9 protein-coding genes are annotated in these 17,631 nt (G+C 74.0%); all 9 read right to left on the bottom strand.

Features of this window, described 5'->3' with window-relative positions; translation table 11 throughout:
• Window positions 1-13 precede the first annotated feature (13 nt).
• Genes OG568_RS57515 through OG568_RS57555 form a run of 9 tightly spaced genes read right to left on the bottom strand, consistent with a single transcriptional unit; the run spans window position 14 to window position 17,413 of the window.
• Window positions 14-556, bottom strand: a complete 543-nt coding sequence (locus OG568_RS57515) for an NADPH-dependent FMN reductase (protein ID WP_266592683.1) — start codon at window positions 554-556, stop codon at window positions 14-16.
• An 11-nt stretch (window positions 557-567) separates the two neighbouring features.
• The gene (locus OG568_RS57520) at window positions 568-1,821 is read right to left on the bottom strand and encodes a cytochrome P450 family protein (protein ID WP_329537941.1); all 1,254 of its coding nucleotides are present in this window, start codon (window positions 1,819-1,821) and stop codon (window positions 568-570) included.
• Window positions 1,822-1,880: 59 nt separating this feature from the next.
• Window positions 1,881-3,068 (bottom strand): cytochrome P450, encoded by a 1,188-nt coding sequence (locus OG568_RS57525; RefSeq protein ID WP_329537942.1) that lies wholly within the window; start codon window positions 3,066-3,068, stop codon window positions 1,881-1,883.
• A 12-nt stretch (window positions 3,069-3,080) separates the two neighbouring features.
• Entirely contained in the window at window positions 3,081-3,356 is a 276-nt protein-coding gene (locus tag OG568_RS57530; protein WP_329537943.1) for an acyl carrier protein, read from the bottom strand.
• A gap of 60 nt (window positions 3,357-3,416) precedes the next feature.
• A complete protein-coding gene (locus tag OG568_RS57535; protein WP_329537944.1) occupies window positions 3,417-5,150 on the bottom strand; it encodes an acyl-CoA dehydrogenase in 1,734 nt (577 codons plus the stop codon).
• The gene (locus OG568_RS57540) at window positions 5,147-6,853 is read right to left on the bottom strand and encodes an acyl-CoA dehydrogenase (protein WP_329537945.1); all 1,707 of its coding nucleotides are present in this window, start codon (window positions 6,851-6,853) and stop codon (window positions 5,147-5,149) included. Before OG568_RS57540 ends, OG568_RS57535 begins: the two co-directional genes overlap by 4 nt.
• On the bottom strand, window positions 6,850-8,607 hold the full coding sequence (locus OG568_RS57545) for a fatty acyl-AMP ligase (RefSeq protein WP_329537946.1): 1,758 nt from the start codon (window positions 8,605-8,607) through the stop codon (window positions 6,850-6,852). Before OG568_RS57545 ends, OG568_RS57540 begins: the two co-directional genes overlap by 4 nt.
• Window positions 8,604-10,304, bottom strand: coding sequence for a thioester reductase domain-containing protein (locus tag OG568_RS57550; RefSeq protein WP_329537947.1), 1,701 nt, complete (start codon window positions 10,302-10,304; stop codon window positions 8,604-8,606). Before OG568_RS57550 ends, OG568_RS57545 begins: the two co-directional genes overlap by 4 nt.
• On the bottom strand, window positions 10,301-17,413 hold the full coding sequence (locus tag OG568_RS57555) for a non-ribosomal peptide synthetase (protein ID WP_329537948.1): 7,113 nt from the start codon (window positions 17,411-17,413) through the stop codon (window positions 10,301-10,303). Before OG568_RS57555 ends, OG568_RS57550 begins: the two co-directional genes overlap by 4 nt.
• Window positions 17,414-17,631 lie beyond the last annotated feature (218 nt).

A 17,631-nucleotide genomic window follows, 5' to 3' on the forward strand; every position in this document is an offset into this window, starting at 1 on the left:
CGCCGGCCACCGCTCACGCCGCGGCGCGCCGGGCCTCGGCCGCCAGGGCGAGGCGGCCGAGCAACTCCTTGATCGCGGCGAGGGTGGCCTCGTCCGTGACGCGGCCGTCGTGCACCTTGCGCGTCGCCTGAGGGATCTTCAAGCCGGACTCGAGCACGTCGGCCCCCATGACGGTCAGCGTCTCGGTCAGCCAGGCCTGCGCACGGTTACCCCCGGTGATGGCCGGCGAGGCGCTCATCAGGGCCACCGGAAGCCCGGCCGTCTCGCCGCCGCCGACCAGCCACTCCAGTGCGTTCTTCAGCATCCCCGAGGTGCCGTGCGCGTACTCGGGGGTGGAGATCAGCAGGCCGTCGACGGCGCCGACGCGGGCCCGCAGCCGGGCCACCACCTGCGGCAGGGCGTGCTGCTCCACATCCGCGTTGAAGAACGGCAGCCGCCCCAGATCCGGCTCCACCGTCAGCTTCCACGACGGTTCGCACAGATCGGCGGCCGAACGCAGGACAGAGGCGTTCAACGAGCCGGAACGCAGACTTCCGCACAGTGCCAGTATTTCCATGGTGATCCAGCCTAAGGTGCGACGAAGGTGACGGGCAGGGACGACAGGGCGCGCGACACCGTCGAGGGACGGTAGGCGGGTTCGCCCGCCAGGGCCAGAGCGGGCAGTCGCGCGAAGACGAGCGGTACCGCGATCCGCGCCTCGAGCCGCGCCAGGGGCGCCCCGAGGCAGTGGTGGATTCCGTGTCCGAAGGCCAGGTGCGCGCGCTCGCCGCGCGTGATGTCGAACGTCTCGGGATCGAAGAACCGCTCCGCGTCACGGTCCGCCGCCGCCACACTCAGCGCCACGGCCTCCCCGGCGGGGATGGTGACCTCCCCGACCTGCACCGGGACACGGGTGAAGCGCCAGAGCGCGTTCTGGACGGGCCCGTCCCAGCGCAGCACCTCCTCGATCGCGTCCGGCCAGCGCTCGGGTTCCCGCCGCAGCAGGGCCAGTTGGCCGGGATGGCGCAGCAGGGCCAGCACACTGCTGCCCAACAGGTTCACGGTCGTCTCGTGACCGGCCGACAGCAGCAGGGCGAGCATCGACACCAGCTCCTGCTCGCTGAGCCGGTCACGGCTGTCGCGCGCCTCGATCAGGGCGACGGTGAGGTCGTCGCCGCCCTCCACGCGTTTGCGCCGCACCAACTCGGCCAGATATCCGTGGACTTCGTGGAAGGCGGCCATGGCCGCCTCCCGGCTCTCCTCGTCGTTGCTCATCACCGCCTCGACCGCGCGGCGCAGCCGCTCCCCGTCCTCGGCGGGCACGTCCAGCATCTGCCGGATGATCTCCATCGGCAGCAGGGCGGCGAACTCCGCCGTCAGGTCCGCCCGTCCGGCGAGCTCGCCCGTGCGGGAGAGCAGACCGTCCAGGAGCCTGGCCGCGGCCTGCTCGACGGCGGGGGCCAGGGCCTCGATGCGGCGCGGGGTGAAGCCCTTGGCCACCAGCGCGCGCAGGCGGGTGTGGCGCGGTGGGTCCGACACCAGCATGGAGTCGCCCATGCCGATCACCACGTCCCCGGTGAGGGGGACGCGCTGCTCCTGGAAGGCCGTCCAGGAGCCGGCCATGTCCTTGGAGAAGGACGTGGTGTCGAGGAACGCGCGGCGGCAGTCGTCGTACCGGGTCATCAGCCAGGCCTCGACGCCGCCCGGCAGCGTGACCCGGCGTACCCGTCCCTCCTCTCGCAGGGCGGCGTACGCCGGATACGGGTCGGCGACGAACACCGCGTCGAACAGGGCGGGTGCGGTGTGTGCGGGGCATACGTTCACCCGAGGTGCGGGGTTCACGGCGTTCACGGCGTTTACGGCGGGATCCTTCGTGCAGAGGGGCGGCGGGCGGGGGGCGTTCACCAGGTGACGGGGAGCTCCCGTACGCCGTAGAGCACCATGTCGTGGCGGAAGGGGAGGTGCTCGACGGGCGTCGACGGGCGCAGCCCCGGGAGCCGTTCGAACAGACCGCGGAAGGTCTCGGTCAGCTCGACGCGGGCGAGCGTGGACCCGACGCACTTGTGGAATCCGTGCCCGAAGGCGACGTGCCGGTTGTGCGTGCGGTGGATGTCGAAGGTGTCGGCATCGTCGAAGACGCTCTGGTCGCGATTGGCGGCGTTCAGCATCACCAGAACGCCGTCCCCGGCCCGGATCGGCCGGCCGCCGACCACGACGTCCCGCACGGCGGCGCGGGGCAGCCCCGCGTGGTTGATGGACAGATAGCGCAGCAGCTCCTCCACCGCGCCCGGCCACAGGGTGGCGTCGCGCCGCAACTCGGCCAGCTGGCCCGGGTTCTCGAAGAGGGTGGCCGCGCCGAGGCCGATCATCTGCGCCATGGTGTCGTACCCGGCCAGCAGCAACAGGGCGGCCATGCCCACCAGTTCGTCGTGGCGGAGGCCTCCGTCGGCGGACCGGGTGACCATGCGTCCGAACAGGTCGGACGAGGGGTGTCGCTCCTTGGCCGACACCAGGCGGTCGAAGTACCCCATCAGTTCGCCCGCGGCCCGCTCGGCCTGCTCGGGGGGACTGGTGCGGTCCAGGACGGTGTCGGTGAGCGAGACGAACACGACGTGGTCCTCGAAGGGCACGCCCAGGATCTCGCAGATCGTCATGGCCGCCATGGGCAGCGCGAACTGCCGTACCAGATCGGCCGATCGGCGGCCGTCCGCCGTCATCTCGTCGACCAGGCGGTCCAGGATGCTCCGCATCGTGGGGCGCAGGGCGTCCATGCGGCCGATGAGGAACTCCCGGGTCACGGTGCGGCGCAGCCGTCCGTGATCGGGCGCGTCCGCCTGCATGAAGAAGCCGGGCGGCGGCGGCACGTCACCCGTGACGTAGGTGGGAAAGCCGGGGGTGCGCGGGTCGGAGCTGAAGGCGCGGTCGGTGAGCACCGCGCGTACGTCCTCGTGCCGGGTGACCACCCAGGCGTCGCCGCGGGGCGTGCGCACCTTGAACACGGGCCGCTCGCCGCTCAGTTCCCGGTAGCGGGGCGGCGGGTCGAGCGGGTGGCTGCGGGGCATGGGGAACTCGGGCAGGGTGGCGGTCATCGCGGCGGCCCCTCAGCGCGGGGCCAACAGCCCGGCCAGGGCCTCGGCGAGGGAGTCGAGGCGCGGATGGTCCCACATGACGGTGCTGTCGATCTCCATGCCGTAGTGGTCCTCGATGTCGGCGCACAGGGTGAGGGCGTACACCGAGTCGAGGCCGTACTCCGACAGCGGCACGTCGGTCCTGATCTGTTCGGCGGGCAGCTGGGCCTGGGCGGCCACGCACGCGCACAGGTACGTGCGCACCTCGTCCGGCGTCACCGACACCGACGGCTGAGCGAGTTCCGACATGGGGTTCTCCTGTTCTTGGTGGGGCGTGGTGGTGGGGTGTTCCTGGTCGGGCGGCCGTGGTCAGGCCCCGGTGGGGCGGCAGCCGAGGTCGAAGGTGAGCCCGGCGTCCAGGCGCCGGACGAGTTCGGCGTACAGCGGTTCGGCGAGCGCCGCGGGCAGCGGGTCGCGATGGTGGTCCATGTGCGCTCCCAGGCGGTGCAGACAGGCCCGCACCGCGAGCGGCCCGGGCACCGCCTCGCCCCCGTCGGACGGCCGGTGCCACCACAGGTTCAGGCAGGCCGACGCGGCGAGCACTCCCGTCCAGCGGGCGGCGAGAGCGAAGGCGCCCGGCCCGGCGGAGGGTCCGAGCGGCGCCCGGCCCAGCGACGCGGTGGCCTCGGCCAGGGCGCCGAGTTCGGCGCACCAGGTGCGGGACGCATCCCGCAACTCGTCGTCCGCGCTCGCCCGGGCCGCCCCGGAGAGCAGCGAGCGGGCCAGCGGGTCGCGCCCGCCGGCCGTCACGGCCAGGTCCGCGAACGCGAGCGGGGGCAGCGGCTCGCCAGGGGTGAAGGTCCGCGCGTCCAGCTCCGCGGCCTCGCCGTCCGCCCAGCCGCGGCGCGCCGTCAACGGCAGTTGGGGCAGCAGCGCCGACAGGCACGACACCCGGGAGGCGTGCCCGAAGGCCGTCGGCTGCACATCGCGCAGCAGCTTCTGGAACAGCGCCTGCGGCCCGCCACGCAGATAGAACTGCGAGCCGAGCAGCTCCGAGAGCCGGTAGACCGCCCCCATCAGGACCTTCGGTACGAGGGCCTTGACCGCCGCCGCGTACACCCCGGCCCGGGCTGTCGCGGTGTGCGCCGAGCGGGCGGCCACGGTGACGAACATGTCCGCCAGCAACAGGTCGGCGAAGGCCTCCGCGAGGATGCTCCGCGACAGCGGCAGATCCGTGGCCGCCGCGCCGTAGAGCCGGCGTCCGCGGGCGCCGCGCAGCGCGGTGCGCAGCGCCGTGTCGAGCAGCCCGACCGTCATGCCGGGCAGGGCGATCCGCGTCAGCTGGAAGGACCGCAGAGCCGTCTCGACACCGTGCCCGGGGTATCCCACGACGCTGTCGTGCGGTACGGCGCAGTCGGTGAACTCGGCCCCGCCGAGCGGCACTCCCCGCATCCCCGCGGTCGTGAACCGCTCCAGGTGCCGCACCCGCCGTGGGTCCCACGCTTCGGTGTCGAGCAGGAGCTGGGAGTGGCTGCGGCTGCCGGGGGCCGCGTCCGTGCGGGCGAACAGCACCGTCGTGCGGGCCCGGCGCAGATTGGCCACCACCTCCTTGCGCCCGTTCAGCCGCAGCCGGCCGTCGGCGCCGGGCAGGGCGGTGAGCCCGGCGCGGGACAGGTCGCCTCCGTGCTCCAGCTCGTGGTAGGCACAGGCCGCGGGCCCGCCGTCGAGGAGCCGGGCGGCCAGCCAGGTCTGCTGCGCGGTACTGCCCGCCGTCCAGACGTTGGCGCCGGCCATGAAGGAGCCCGCCCCGTAGCCGAGCCCCAGGCAGGGGTCGCGCCGGTACACCGTGCGCAGGACGTCCACCAGGGTCTCGAGCCCGGTGAACCGGCCGCCCAGCGCCGCCGGCACGAAGTGCGCGTTGAGCCCGAACACGTCCAGGAGCTCGACCCCGGGTGCGAGCAGTTCGCCCCGCTCGTCGGCGTCGACCACGGCCGCGCTGCCCACCGGATTCGCCGGGTGCGCCGCCAGGCCGAACAGTTCCTCCAGCGCCGCGACCTCCGTGCCCGGCAGACCGGGGGTCCGCGCCGGTGCGACCGTACTCATCGGACCGGGACCTCCTCGTCGCGCCGGGCGGGCGGGGGCGCAGCCGCGGGGACCAGCAGCGGTTCATAGGCGTCGTCGGGGGCCTCGTGGCCGGGCCGCAGGAGCTCGAGCGCACGCTCCAGCGCGGCCATCAGCCACACCGCCCGCGCCGCGTCCCGGGCGGGCGGGATCAGCAGCTGGACGGCCGACGCAGCCGCGAAGCACAGCTCGTAGCGGCGGGCCACGTCGAAGGCCGCGGCCGGTGTGGCGCGGGACGCGGGCGGCAGTGCCGCCATGGCCTCGGCGACGGCGGTGGCCTCCTCGTGGACCGCGCGTGCCAGGAGGTGCGCGCGCGAGGGCACCAGGCCGTCGCGGGCGAGCCGGGCCAGCCGGTCCACCGCCGCCGGCAGCCCCTGCACCACACTGCATCCCCGGCGGCTGGTCAGGCGCAGCGCCGCGGGGTCCAGGGCGGGCAGCCGCCCCGCGCCTCGCGTCCCGCGCAGTGCGGCCAGTGCGGGCACGTCGTGCGCACCGGTGCGCTGCAGCCGTGCCAGGGTCGGGAACTGCGCCGCGAGGGCCGCCCGGTTCACCGCCGTGCTGCCGTCGAAGACGGCGACGACGCGGTGGTCGCGCTCGAGCTTCTGGAACATCCCGTCGGCGTGGCCGTTCACCAGGAAGCCGCGGGCGCCCATGAGTTCGGCCAGCTCGTCGATGGTCTGCTGGACCACATGGGGCACCCCGGCCTTGACGAGGGCCGAGACCACGCTCATCTCGCCGGGCAGACAGTGCGCGGCCCGTGCCCCGACCAGCGAGGCCGCCCGGGCGAGCTCCAGGGAGGCGGCGGCCCGCCCGAGCACCCGGCGCGCGAGCGGCAGGGTGATCAACGTGGCGCCGTACAGGCGGCGTTGCCGCGCGAACGCGTAGGCCAGGCGCAGCGCATGGTCGCCCGCGCCCAGCGACAGTGAGGCGCAGACGGTCCGGGTCAGCTGCAGGGCCCGCAGCACGGTCTCCACACCGTCACCGACCCGGCCGATCAGCGCGGCGTTCGGCACCGGCGCCCCCTCGAAGCGGATCCCGCTGATGTCGGCGCCACGGATGCCGTGGGTGGGCTCCTTGGGCAACGGCTGCCAACTGCCCGCCGGCAGCCGGTCCTTGTCGACCAGGAACAGGCTGAAGCCCCGGGGTCCCCCCTCGGGCGACGTACGGGCCAGTACGCAGATGAGGCGCCCCCGCGTGGCGTTGTTGACGGGCCACTTGACCCCGGACAGCCGCCAACCGCCGCCCGGCATCGGCCGCGCCGCCAGCTGCCCGGCCAGCAGGTCGCTGCCGCGCCCCGGTTCGGTCAGGCCCCAGGAGACCACCGTGCCCTCGTCGCGCACCTGCCGGGCGAGCGTGGCGCGCTGCTCCTGGTCCCCCGCGATCCAGGTGCACACCGCGCCCAGGAACGTCTTGCCGTGCGCGACCGCGACCGTCAGATCGCGGCGCGCCACCGTACGCAGGGACGCGACCAGTTCGGGCAGTCCGCCCGGTGCACCGCCCAGCTCCGCGGGGACGTACGCGCGCGCGATCCCGCAGGCGTCCAGCAGTGCGCACTCCTCGGCGGGAAACTCCTCCAGGGCGTCGAGGCGGGCGCTGCGGGCGGGCGAGAACGGACCGCCCGCCCCGGCGGCAGCGTCCAGCGCGGCGTCCAGCACCTGGGCCAGACCCGGCGACCCCCGGGTCATGCCGCCGCCTTCGCCCGCGCCGCCCGGATCGCCGGGTCCAGGTCCTCGTACACCGGGGTGAGGGCACCGTCGAGGAACAGAGCGCGCATCTCGGAGCGCTGCACCTTGCCGCTCGTCGTCCTGCGGACCGCGCCCGGGCGCAGCAAGACCACACCGGCCGCGCGCACCCCGAACTGGCGCGAGAGCGTGGCGCGTATCCGCACGGTCAGCTCCTGCAGCTGCCCGACATCGAAACGGCCACGGATCTCGTGCGTCACCACCACCTTCTCGCGCGGCACGGCGACGGTGAACGTGGCGCCGGCCAGCGACGCCAACGGGGCATGTCGCAGGCGCATTTCGTGCTCGATGTCCTGCGGATACAGGTTGCGGCCGTGCACGATCAGCAGGTCCTTGATGCGGCCGGTCACGTGGAGCTCGCCGTCCAGGAAACCGCCGAGGTCGCCCGTGCGCAGGAACGGCCCCTCGCCGTCGGCGGTGTACGCCCCGAACGTCTGCGTGGTCGCCGCCCGCCGCTTCCAGTAGCCCCGGGCCACGCTGGGGCCGCGCAGCCAGATCTCGCCGGTCGTGCCCGGCGCCAGCACCCGGCCGCCCGTCGGGTCGACGATGCGCACGTCGAGGTCGGGCACGTCGCCGCAGCCCACCAGCTCCCGCGCGGGCCTGCCCGGGCGCGGATCCTCCAGGACGTGCTTCTCCAGGGCCGCGGGGTCGACCGGTGCGATACGCGGCGGCCGCGAGGCGCGGCCCGAGACGAAGACGGTGGCCTCGGCCATGCCGTAGCAGGGCGCGAGGGAGGTCGCGCGGAAACCGGCCGGGGCGAACCGCTCGGCGAACGCACGCAGCGTGGACGCCTGGATCGGCTCGGACCCGTTGGCGGCGAACCGCCAGCGCGACAGGTCGAGTCGGGCCAGCTGCGCGTCGGTGACCCGGCGCACACACAGGTCGTACGCGAAGTCGGGAGCGGCCGAGTAGCCGACGTCGTACGTGTCGATCAGCGCGAGCCACTGGTGCGGGCGCTTGAGGAACGCCATCGGTGACATCAGCGTGCAGCTGCTGCCCAGGAACAGGCTGGGCAGCAGCTGTCCCATCAGCCCCATGTCGTGGTACAGCGGTATCCAGCCGCCGAAGCCGGTGTCCTGCGTCAGGCCCAGCGAGCGGCGCAGACTCTCCGCGTTGTGCAGCAGATTGCCGTGGTCGACCATGACGCCCTTGGGGTCGCCGGTCGACCCGGAGGTGTACTGCAGCAGGGCGAGATCCGTGGCGCACGGCCCGGGGTCGTGCCACCGGTCGGTGTCGCCGAAGCCGTCGGCGTCGCTCGCCTCGGCGGGCAGCGCGAGCGCCTCGGCCGCGATCCACTGCCGCACCTCGGCCAGCTGGCCCGTGTCGGTCAGGGCGAGGCGCACCCGCGCGTCCTGGGCGATGCGGGTGACCCTGCGCTGCTGGTACTGGAACTGGCCCGGCATGGGCGAGGGCACCGCGACCACGCCGGCGTACAGGCAGCCGAGGAACGCCGTGACGAACGGCAGGCCCGGCGGGTGCAGCAGCAGCACGCGGTCGCCGGGGCGGCAGGTCCGCTGCAGCCCGGCGGCCACCCGGCGGGCCTCGGCGTCCAGTTGGGCGTAGGTGAGGGCGCGGGCGCCGTCCGGCGCGTCCGGGTCGTGTACGAAGGTGACGGCGACGCGGCCGGGGCGCTCGGCGGCCCGGCGGCGCAGCAGGTGCAGGGCGCTGCGCTCCTGCGGCAGGCTCTTGAGGGTCACGGGACGTTCCTCTCCGCACGCGGGGGCAGGAAGCGGTGGACCTCGAAGTAGTCGAGGTAGCGGCCGATCAGTTCGCGCTCCGGTGCCGCGCACGCGATGCCCGAACCCGCGAGCGCCGCTCGCAGATTGGCGGTGTCGAAGACGGGCCTGCTGCCCCGGTAGCCGAGGTCGTCGGCGGGCAGCTCGGGCCCGAACAGCGGCAGGAACCGGACCAGTTCGTTGTCCTCGCCCCGCTCGGCGGCCGCGGCCAGCTCGGCGTACCAGCGGGCGTAGGGGAGTCTGCGCAGCGGGTATCCGCACCCGGCCAGCAGGTCGACCAGCCGGTCCCAGGCCAGGGGCTGTGCGCCCGGCAGGTTGAAGGCGGTGCCGTGCCACGCGCCGCCGAGCGCCGTGTGGGCCACCGCGGCGGCGCAGTAGTCGACCGGCGTCATCTCCAGGAAGACATCGAACGACAGGGCGGCCCCGAGCTGAATACAGCCCTTCAGCGTCGCGTTGAGGAAGGTGTCGGTGGCGCAGGCCCCGGTGGTCTGGGCGCCGGTGATCTGACCGGGCCGGTACACGCACGTGGGCAGCCCGCGCTCGTGGGCCTGCGCCATCATCCGGTCGCCGACCCACTTGGTCTGCCGGTAGCCGCCGACCACGCCGTGCGGGTCGGTCGCCGCGTCCTCCGCCCAACGGTGGTCCCCGGGGCGGCCCGGATAGACGGCGAGCGAGGAGATGTAGTGCACCGGCTTGACGCGGTGCCGGCCGGCGAGCCGCAGCACCTCCCGCGTCCCCAGCACGTTGACCGGTTTCAGGCGGCGGTACGGCAGCGCGTAGCTGGACCAGGCCCCGTTGTGGACGATCATCTCCACGTCCCGGGCGAGTCGCAGATACGTCGGGCGGTCCAGCGCGAGGTAGGGCCGGCCGAGGTCGCCCGGCACCCCGGTGATCCGCCGCTCGTCGCCCGCGCGCCACACCCCGTACGACTCCATCGCCCGCCGCACACGTCGCTCGGCGTGGCGCGGGCTCTCGGCGCGGACCAGGACGTACAGGCGGGCCTTGGAGCGGTCGAGCAGTTCGCGGATCAAGAAGGCGCCGGTGTAGCCGGTCCCGCCGGTCACCAGGATGCTGCGGTAGGGGGCGGGGGCGGCGGGGAGCGCGCCCGGCTGCGGGGCGATGTCCGCCGGGAGCACGGCCTCGGCGGCCAGTTCGCGGGCCGCGAGCGACCGGGCGTGCCCGGTGCCGCCCACGGCCGCCGCGGGGACGCGGGCGGACAGGCGGCGGGCGAGCCCCTCCACCGTCGGGTGGTCGAACAGCTCGCGCACCCCGAGCCGCACGCCGGTGGCCTCCCGCAGGCGCGCCGCCATCTGCGCCGCCGTGAGGGAATCGCCGCCCAGCTCGAAGAAGTTGTCCTTGACACCGACCCGGCCGATGCCGAGGACGTCCGCCCACACGCCGGCGATCTGCGTCTGCTGGGGCGTCGACGGCGCGACGTACGCGGTCGCCGCCGTCTCCTCGCCGGTGACCGCGGGCAGCCGGGAGCGGTCCACCTTCCCGTTGGGCAGCCGGGGCAGCTCGGGCAGCACGACGAACCGGGACGGAATCATCGCGTCGGGCAGCTCCCGTGCGGCGAAGTCCCGCAGCCGGGCACGGAGTTCGGCCCACGCCGCCTGTGTCAGGGGTGCGTTGGACGTCTTGGGGAGGGATGCGTTCATGGCGCTGGATGCTCCCGGTGCTCGGACGGGACCGATACGGCGGATGCGGGCTCGAAGACCGCGTCGAACTCACCCACGCGGTCCGGCGGCGGGGGACACAGGCGCACCACGCGCCCGTGCGCGGCGGCCAGCGACGCGATGTCCTCCGGATGGACCGTGGCGTCCGCGTTCGCCTCCCACAGGGACCGCTCCACGTCCCAGGCGGTGAGGTCCCCGCCTGCCCCGCCGCCGAGCGCCGTCAGGGCCGTCAGCGGCCGCAGCAGCCGTCGGTCCGGTAGCCCGGTGACGGTCAGCGCCCGGTCGGGGCCGGTGCCGGTGAGGAGTTCGGCCAGTTTCGCCTCGTCGCCGATCTGGCTCCAGGCCAGCTCCACGCCCTCGGCGCCGGGGCCCGGGCGCTGTGCGTGGTGCGGGCCGTACAGCGTCACGTCCCAGCGGAACCGGGTGAGTTCGTTCGTGCTGTGGCCCCGCTTGAGCTCGATGCGTACGCCGGTGCCCGTCGCCGCGGCGAACTCGGTGAAGAAGCCGGTACTCAGGCACAGTTCCCGCTCCTCCGCCAGGGCCCGTGCGGCGGCCGCCGCCACCTCCCGGGCCGGGCTGAGGGCGGGGGAGCGGCGCACCTGCGTGTCGGCGTGGAAGGCCGGCAGCAGGGCGAGGTCGCGTACGTCGCCGATGAAGACGGCACCGGCCGGCCCCGCCACCCGCAGCGCGTCGGTGAGCACGCGGCGCAGATACCCGGAGCTCGGGAAGTACTGCACCACGGAGTTGAACAGGACCAGATCGGCACTGCCGTCGGGCAGCTTCGCCAGGAGCGTGGCGTCGCCCTGGCGCAGCGTGATGTGGTCGGGCAGCCTGCCGCCTGCGCCCACCTGCGCGGCGGCCCTGGACAGGGCCGTGGCGGACAGGTCGATGCCCAGGTACGACGCCGCGCCCGGGGCGAGTTCGCGCAGGTACAGGCCGACGCCGACCCCGACGTCGACCACCCTGCGCGGGCCGGTCGCGCGGATCCGCTCCAGGGTGCGCGCGAGCCACTCGTCCATCTCCGCCTCGGGCAGGGGCCGTTGGGTGTAGCTGCTCAGCCAGCCGTCGAAGTCGCCGGCGACCCCGTCGTCCGGCACGTACGCCCCCTCCCACACGTCGCGCCAGCGCTCCAGGTGCGACAGGGTCTGTGTGTCGCTCGCTCCCGGGGAGACGGGGGCGACGTAGGAGACGAGTTCGGCGGTGCCGTCGAAGCGTTCAGCGGCGACGACCGCGACGGCGGCGACCTCCGGGTGCCGGGACAGGACGCTCTCCACCTCGTCGGGCTCGATCCGGTGCCCGAGAATCTTCACCTGCCGGTCGACGCGGCCGAGGAACTCCAGCGCGCCGTCGGCCCGTCGGCGCACCCGGTCCCCGGTCCGGTAGACGCGGCCACCGGGCCCGGCGACGAACCGCTGCGCCGTCAGCTCGGCCTGCTCGTGATAGCCGGCGGCCACCCCGTCCCCGCCTATCCACAGCTCGCCGGCGACACCGATCGGCACGTGCCGTCCGTCGTCCGCCACGATGTGCACCGTGGTATTGGCGAGGGGGCGGCCGATCGGCAGCGCCGCCGCGTGCGGGTCGCGGTCCCGGTCGAGTTCGTGGACCGTGGACCAGATCGTGGTCTCGGTCGGCCCGTACATGTTGCACACCCGTACCGACGGCAGCGCGGCCAGCAGCCGCCGGGCCAGGCCGGAGGGGAACACCTCGCCGCCCACCAGCAGCGCGCGCAGCGGACGCAGGCACTTCAGGGCCTGGGGCTGCGCGGCCACCGCCGCCAGGAACGACGGGGTCGCCTGCAGCAGGGTGACACCGTGCCGTGCCACGAGATCGGTGAGGCAGCCCTCGCCGTCCGCGGGGGTGAGCCGTTCGATCATCCGCTCACCGCCCACCACGACCGACGCGCCACGGCTCAACGGCCACAGCAGTTCCAGGACGGAGATGTCGAAGGAGACGCTGGTGAGCGCCAGCACCACGTCGTCGGCGCTCAGGCCGACGGCACGGTCCATGCCGACGAAGAAGTTCACCACGTTGCGGTGGAGCACCACCGTGCCCTTGGGACGGCCGGTGGACCCGGAGGTGTAGATGACGTACACCGGGTCGTTCGGGCCGGCCACCTCCTCGAGCGGCTCGGCGCAGTGCGCGGCGATCGCGTCCGCGTCCTCGGCGAGGCGGACCACGGCGCGCGCCGGCAGCCCCTCGGGGCCGCCCGGGCCCACCACCAGGCAGTCCAGGACGGCGTCCTCGGCGATGTGACGCAGCCGCTCCGCGGGGAAATCCGGGTCCATCGGGACGTACGCGGCACCGCTGCGCACGACGGCGAGCAGGCTCACCACGAGCGCGGCCGAGCGGCGCACACTCACCCCGACACGGCTGCCGCGCCCCACGCCGAGCGAGCGCAGCTGCCGGGCGAGCCGGTTGGCCCGCGCGTCCAGCTCCCCGTAGCCAAGGGGTTCGCTCCCGTCATGGAGGGCCACGGCCCCCGGCGACGCCTCGATCCGGCGGGAGATCAGCCGGTCGACCGTGGCCTGATCGTCGTAGGGGACGGTCGTGTCGTTCCACGCGCGCTGGCAGCTCAGCTCCGCCGCGCCGCGCAGGTCGTCCGGGGGCGGGGCGTGCACATCGGCGGCGAGGGCGGTCAGGGCCCGCTGGTAGTAGCCGGCGAGCCGCCCGCAGAACTCCTCCTCGAGAACGGACAGATCGCAGTCCAGCCACAGGGCGAGGCGCCCGCCGGCCGGGTCGACGAGGAAGTTCGCCGCCAGCGGGTAGTTCGTCTCGGCGACACCGAAGCCGCTGTGGACCAGGTGGCCGGCCCCCCACTGCTGGTGGAAGTCCATGAAGTTGACGTACGAGTCCAGGGACAGACCCTGGTGCTCGCGCAGGATCTGCGCGTACGGATAGCGGCGATGCGCCGCAGTGCGCCGCTCGTGGGCGTGCACCTGCCCGGCCAGCTGAATCCACGATGCGCCGCGCGCGGCCGGCAGCCGCAGCGGCAGCGTGTTGAGGAAGACCCCGATGGCCTGGTCGCCGCCGTCCTCCTCCATGCGGCCGTGGGTGACGACCCCGGTCAGGATCTCGGCCGCGGGCGTCACACTGCCCAGGACCACCGCGTGAGCGGCGGCCAGCAGCGACTTGGGCGGCAGCGCGGCGGCCCGCGCGGCCGCTATGATCCTGGCCCCCGTCGCCCCGTCGAGACTCACGTCGAACCGCCGGGGCCGGGCCCGCGCCGTCCGCCGCGCCTCCCGCACGGGCAGCGGCGCGGCCTCGACGCCCGCCAACTCCTGTGCCCAAAAGGCGCGATGCTCCTCGTCCGCGACGGCCTCGCGTTCGGCGGCGACGAAGTCCCGGAAGGTGGAGCGCACTTCGGGCAGCCACAGGTCCTCGCCGCCGAGCGCGGCCCGGTAGCGCTCCACGATCTCGTCGAGCATGGCGGCGTCGCTCCACCCGTCGAGCGCGACATGGTGTTCGACCACGGACAGCTGGAACGCGCCGTCGTCGAGAGGGTGGGCGGTGCAGGCCAGCAGCGGGGCCTTCGTGAGGTCGAAGTCGTGCTGCTTCGCGGACCCGGCCCAGGCGCGCAGCCGCCGGTCTTGTTCCTCCGGGTTCGCGCCGCGCAGTGACTCGTCCACGTCGAGCGGCACCCGCGCGTCCCGGTGCACCAGCTGCAGCGGCTCGCTGTAGCCCGTCAGGTGGACGGAGCTGCGCAGAGTCGGGTGGCGGCGGACGGTGCCGTCCAGGGCCGCGCGCAACACGGCGGCGTCACAAGGGAGTTGGATGCGGATGCTGGTCACCACGCGATAGACGGATGAGGCCTCCTCGTACGCCGCGTGGAACACCATGCCCGACTGCATCGAGCTCAGCGGATACGCGTCGTCGAGCCCCGGCGGCAGCAGCGCCCGGTCGGCGTCCGACAGCAGCGAGAACGGGCCGGGGTGCGCCCGCCCGGGCGTGTGGGGCCGGGTGTGCGGGGCGAGCGCCCGTACCGTCGGGGCGTCGTACAGGTCCTGGAGGGTGAAGGTGCGACCACAGCGTTCGAGGCGGGTCCGCATGCGGATGCTCGTGAGGGAGTCGCCGCCGAGCGCGAAGAACGACACGTCGGGGTCGACGCCGGCCACGTCCAGGGCTTCGGCGAAGGCATTGTGCACCAGCTGTTCCACCGCGTCCGCGATACCGGGTTCCCCGCCGGGAGACGGCAGCGGATCCGCGGCGGGGGCGGGCAGGGAGTGGCGGTCCACCTTGCCGTTCGGCAACAGGGGCAGCGCCTCCAGCGGTACGACGGCCGACGGCACCATGTACGCGGGCAGGCGCGCGGCAAGGGCCTGTGTCAGCTCCTCTGGCGTGACCTGGGGGGCCACGACGTGAGCGAGGAGGCGGCGCCCGCCGTCGCCGAGCCGGGGCGCGGTCACGACGGCGGCCTCGACCCCGTCGAGGGCGAGCAGCGCCGACTCGATCTCGCCCGGCTCGATGCGGAAGCCGTGCAGCTTCACCTGGTGGTCGATGCGGCCGCGGTACTCCAGGACCCCGTCCGCGCGCAGCACCGCGAGGTCGCCCGTCCGGTAGAGCACGCCACCTTCCGGCCCGAACGGGTCGGGGACGAACTTCTCGGCGGTCTGCTCCGGCCGCCCCAGATAGCCGGCCGCGACCTGGACGCCGCCGATGTACAGCTCGCCGACGGCCCCGTGGGGCAGCAGTTCGCCGCCCGGCTCGAGCACGTACAGGCTGGTGTTGGCGACGGCGCGGCCGATGGGGACGGGGCCGAGGGTGTCGCGGGTGCCGCACCGCCAGTGCGTGACGTCGATCGACGCCTCGGTGGGTCCGTAGAGGTTGAACAGCGCGGGTGCCTCGTCCCCGCTCCCGTACCGGGCCAGGAACGACGCCACCGTCTCGGGCCGCAGTGCTTCGCCGCTGCAGAGCACTCGGCGCAGGTCCGGCAGCTTCGCCGACGTGTCCTCCGCGAGGAACAGGTCGAGCATGGGCGGCACGAAGTGCGCGGTGCTCACCCGGTGTTCCCGCATCGCCGCGGCCAGCGCGCGCGGATCGCGGTGGGCGCCCGGCGCCGCCAGATGCAGCCGGGCCCCGGCGATCAGCGGCCAGAAGAACTCCCACACCGACACGTCGAAGGTGAACGGCGTCTTCTGCAGGACGCGGTCCGCGGCCGTGAGCCGGTACTCCTCCTGCATCCACAACAGCCGGTTGACCACTCCGCGGTGTGGCACGGCCACACCCTTGGGCGCGCCGGTGGAACCCGAGGTGTAGATCACGTACGCGATGTCGGTGGGCCGGACGTCGGGCAGTGCGCCCGGCGCGGCCGCGGGCCGCAGGGGCAGCACCTCGTCGACCGCGACGACCTCGGCCTCCGTCCCCCGCACCCGGTCGGCCAGCCGCGAGCAGCTCAGCACGGTCCGCACCCCGGCGTCCGCGACCTGGAATTCGAGCCGCGCGGCGGGCAGTTCGGGGTCCAGCGGCAGATACGCGGCGCCCGACATGAGCACACCCAGCAGGGAGACCACCAGGTCCAGGGAGCGCTCCTGGCACACACCGACGACACTTCCCCGGGCCACGCCCCGCTCGCCGAGGAGGGCCGCGAGCCGACGGGCCCGGCCGACGAGTTCGCCGTACGTCAAGGACGCGCCGGACACCTCGGCGGCCACCGCGTCGGGGGTGCGCGCGGCCTGCGCCTCGACCAGGCCGCTCAGCGGCGTGCCGAGGTCGTAGTCGCGGACCCGGGGTGCGGACCGGGCGAGCACGTGGGCCCGCTCGGCGTCGTCCATCACCGTGAGGCCGCCCAGGGTGAGACGGGGCTCGCGGAGGGCGTGGCGCAGCAGGGCCAGCAGCCGCCGACTGTGCGTGGCCGGTGCGCCGACGTCGTGGCACTGCGGGTTGGCGTCGACGTTCAGCCGCACGCGTGTGGTGCGGGGGTCGCAGAAGAAGTCCAGCTGGAGATCGTCCACAGGCCCGGAGGACACATGGTGCGCGATGCTCGGCAGACCCGCGAAGACCAGGTCGGAGTCGAAGGTCACGACATTGACCGTCGTGCCGCCCGGGCGGCCCCGCGGACCGTCCCGGAGCACCTCGCGCCACAGTTCCTCCCCGCGCAGGCGCTGGTGGCGCAGCGTACGGCCGAGCTCGCCCGCGGTCCGCGCGACCAGTTCCGCGAAGGTGTCGGTGCGTGGCGCCTCGAACGGCACCGGCACCTCGTTGGCCCACATCGCCGGCGTCGTCACCGCTGCCGCGAAGGGGCGGGCGGGCAGCGGGATCCGCAGCAGGGTACGGGGAGCCGAGGTGATCCGGCACTGGTACGCGGCCACGGCCGCGACGAGGACCGCGGACGTGCGGACCCCCAGTTCGTCGGCCACGGTCCGCAGCCGGGCGACGTCCGCCTCGGGCAGGTCGGTGGTGTGCCGCAGCAGCCCGCGGGCCTGCGCCGTGGTGCGCTGCCCGAGGCTCACCGGCTCGGGGCACTGCCTGAACCGCTCGCGCCAGTACGCGCGGTCGCGCCGGTGTGCCGCGGATTCGGCGTAGGCGAGGTCCGCGTCGACCAGGTCGCGCAGCGACAGGGTGCGTGAGGCCGCGGGATCTGTCCGGGCCGCGTAGGCCGTGTAGAGCTCGGCGACGCGCCGCAGATGGATGCTCTGGCCGAGCCCGTCCATGAGGATGTGGTGGTAACGCAGGTACAGCAGCGTGCTGTTCGCGGACTCCCGGATCAGGACGTGCCGCACCAGCGGACCACGGGTCAGTTCCACCGGCCGCGACAGGTCCGCGCGCATCCAGTCGACAGCCGTCGTACGCGGTTCAGCGGCATCCGAGACGTCGAGGAACTCCAGGCAGCCATCGGCCCCTTCGGTGACGACCTGCACCGGCGCGTCCCCGTCGTCCGGGCCCTCGAGGAGCTCGAACCGTACCCGCAGGGTCTCGGCCTCCTCCAGTGCCGTACACACCGCACGGCCGAGCAGGGCGGCGTCGACGTGGCCGCGGATCTCCAGGTAACTCGCGCAGTGGTAGCGGGGGTTGCCCGGATCCATCATCTGCGCCGTCCAGATCCCCCGCTGGGCCGACGTCAGAGGCAGGCGTGTGTCCGGCTTGGTGTGTGGCATACCGCGCGACTCTCCTGTCCGAGGCCCTGACCCGAGCCCGCCGGTTCCCCCGCGGGCATCCCGAATGTGTCAAAGCCGCCCTGAGGCTCGCAGGAGCCGTGCTCGAGACCGCCTGGAGGTCCGCTGTGCCCGGCCCGATCCATGGGAATGCCTTTGCTCCGGTGGGCTAGCGTCGTCACGCGAGGTGCTCGGCCGTCCCCTTCGAGGAGAGCAGGACC

Origin of the sequence: Streptomyces sp. NBC_01450, assembly GCF_036227505.1 — a bacterium.
Lineage (GTDB): Bacteria > Actinomycetota > Actinomycetes > Streptomycetales > Streptomycetaceae > Streptomyces.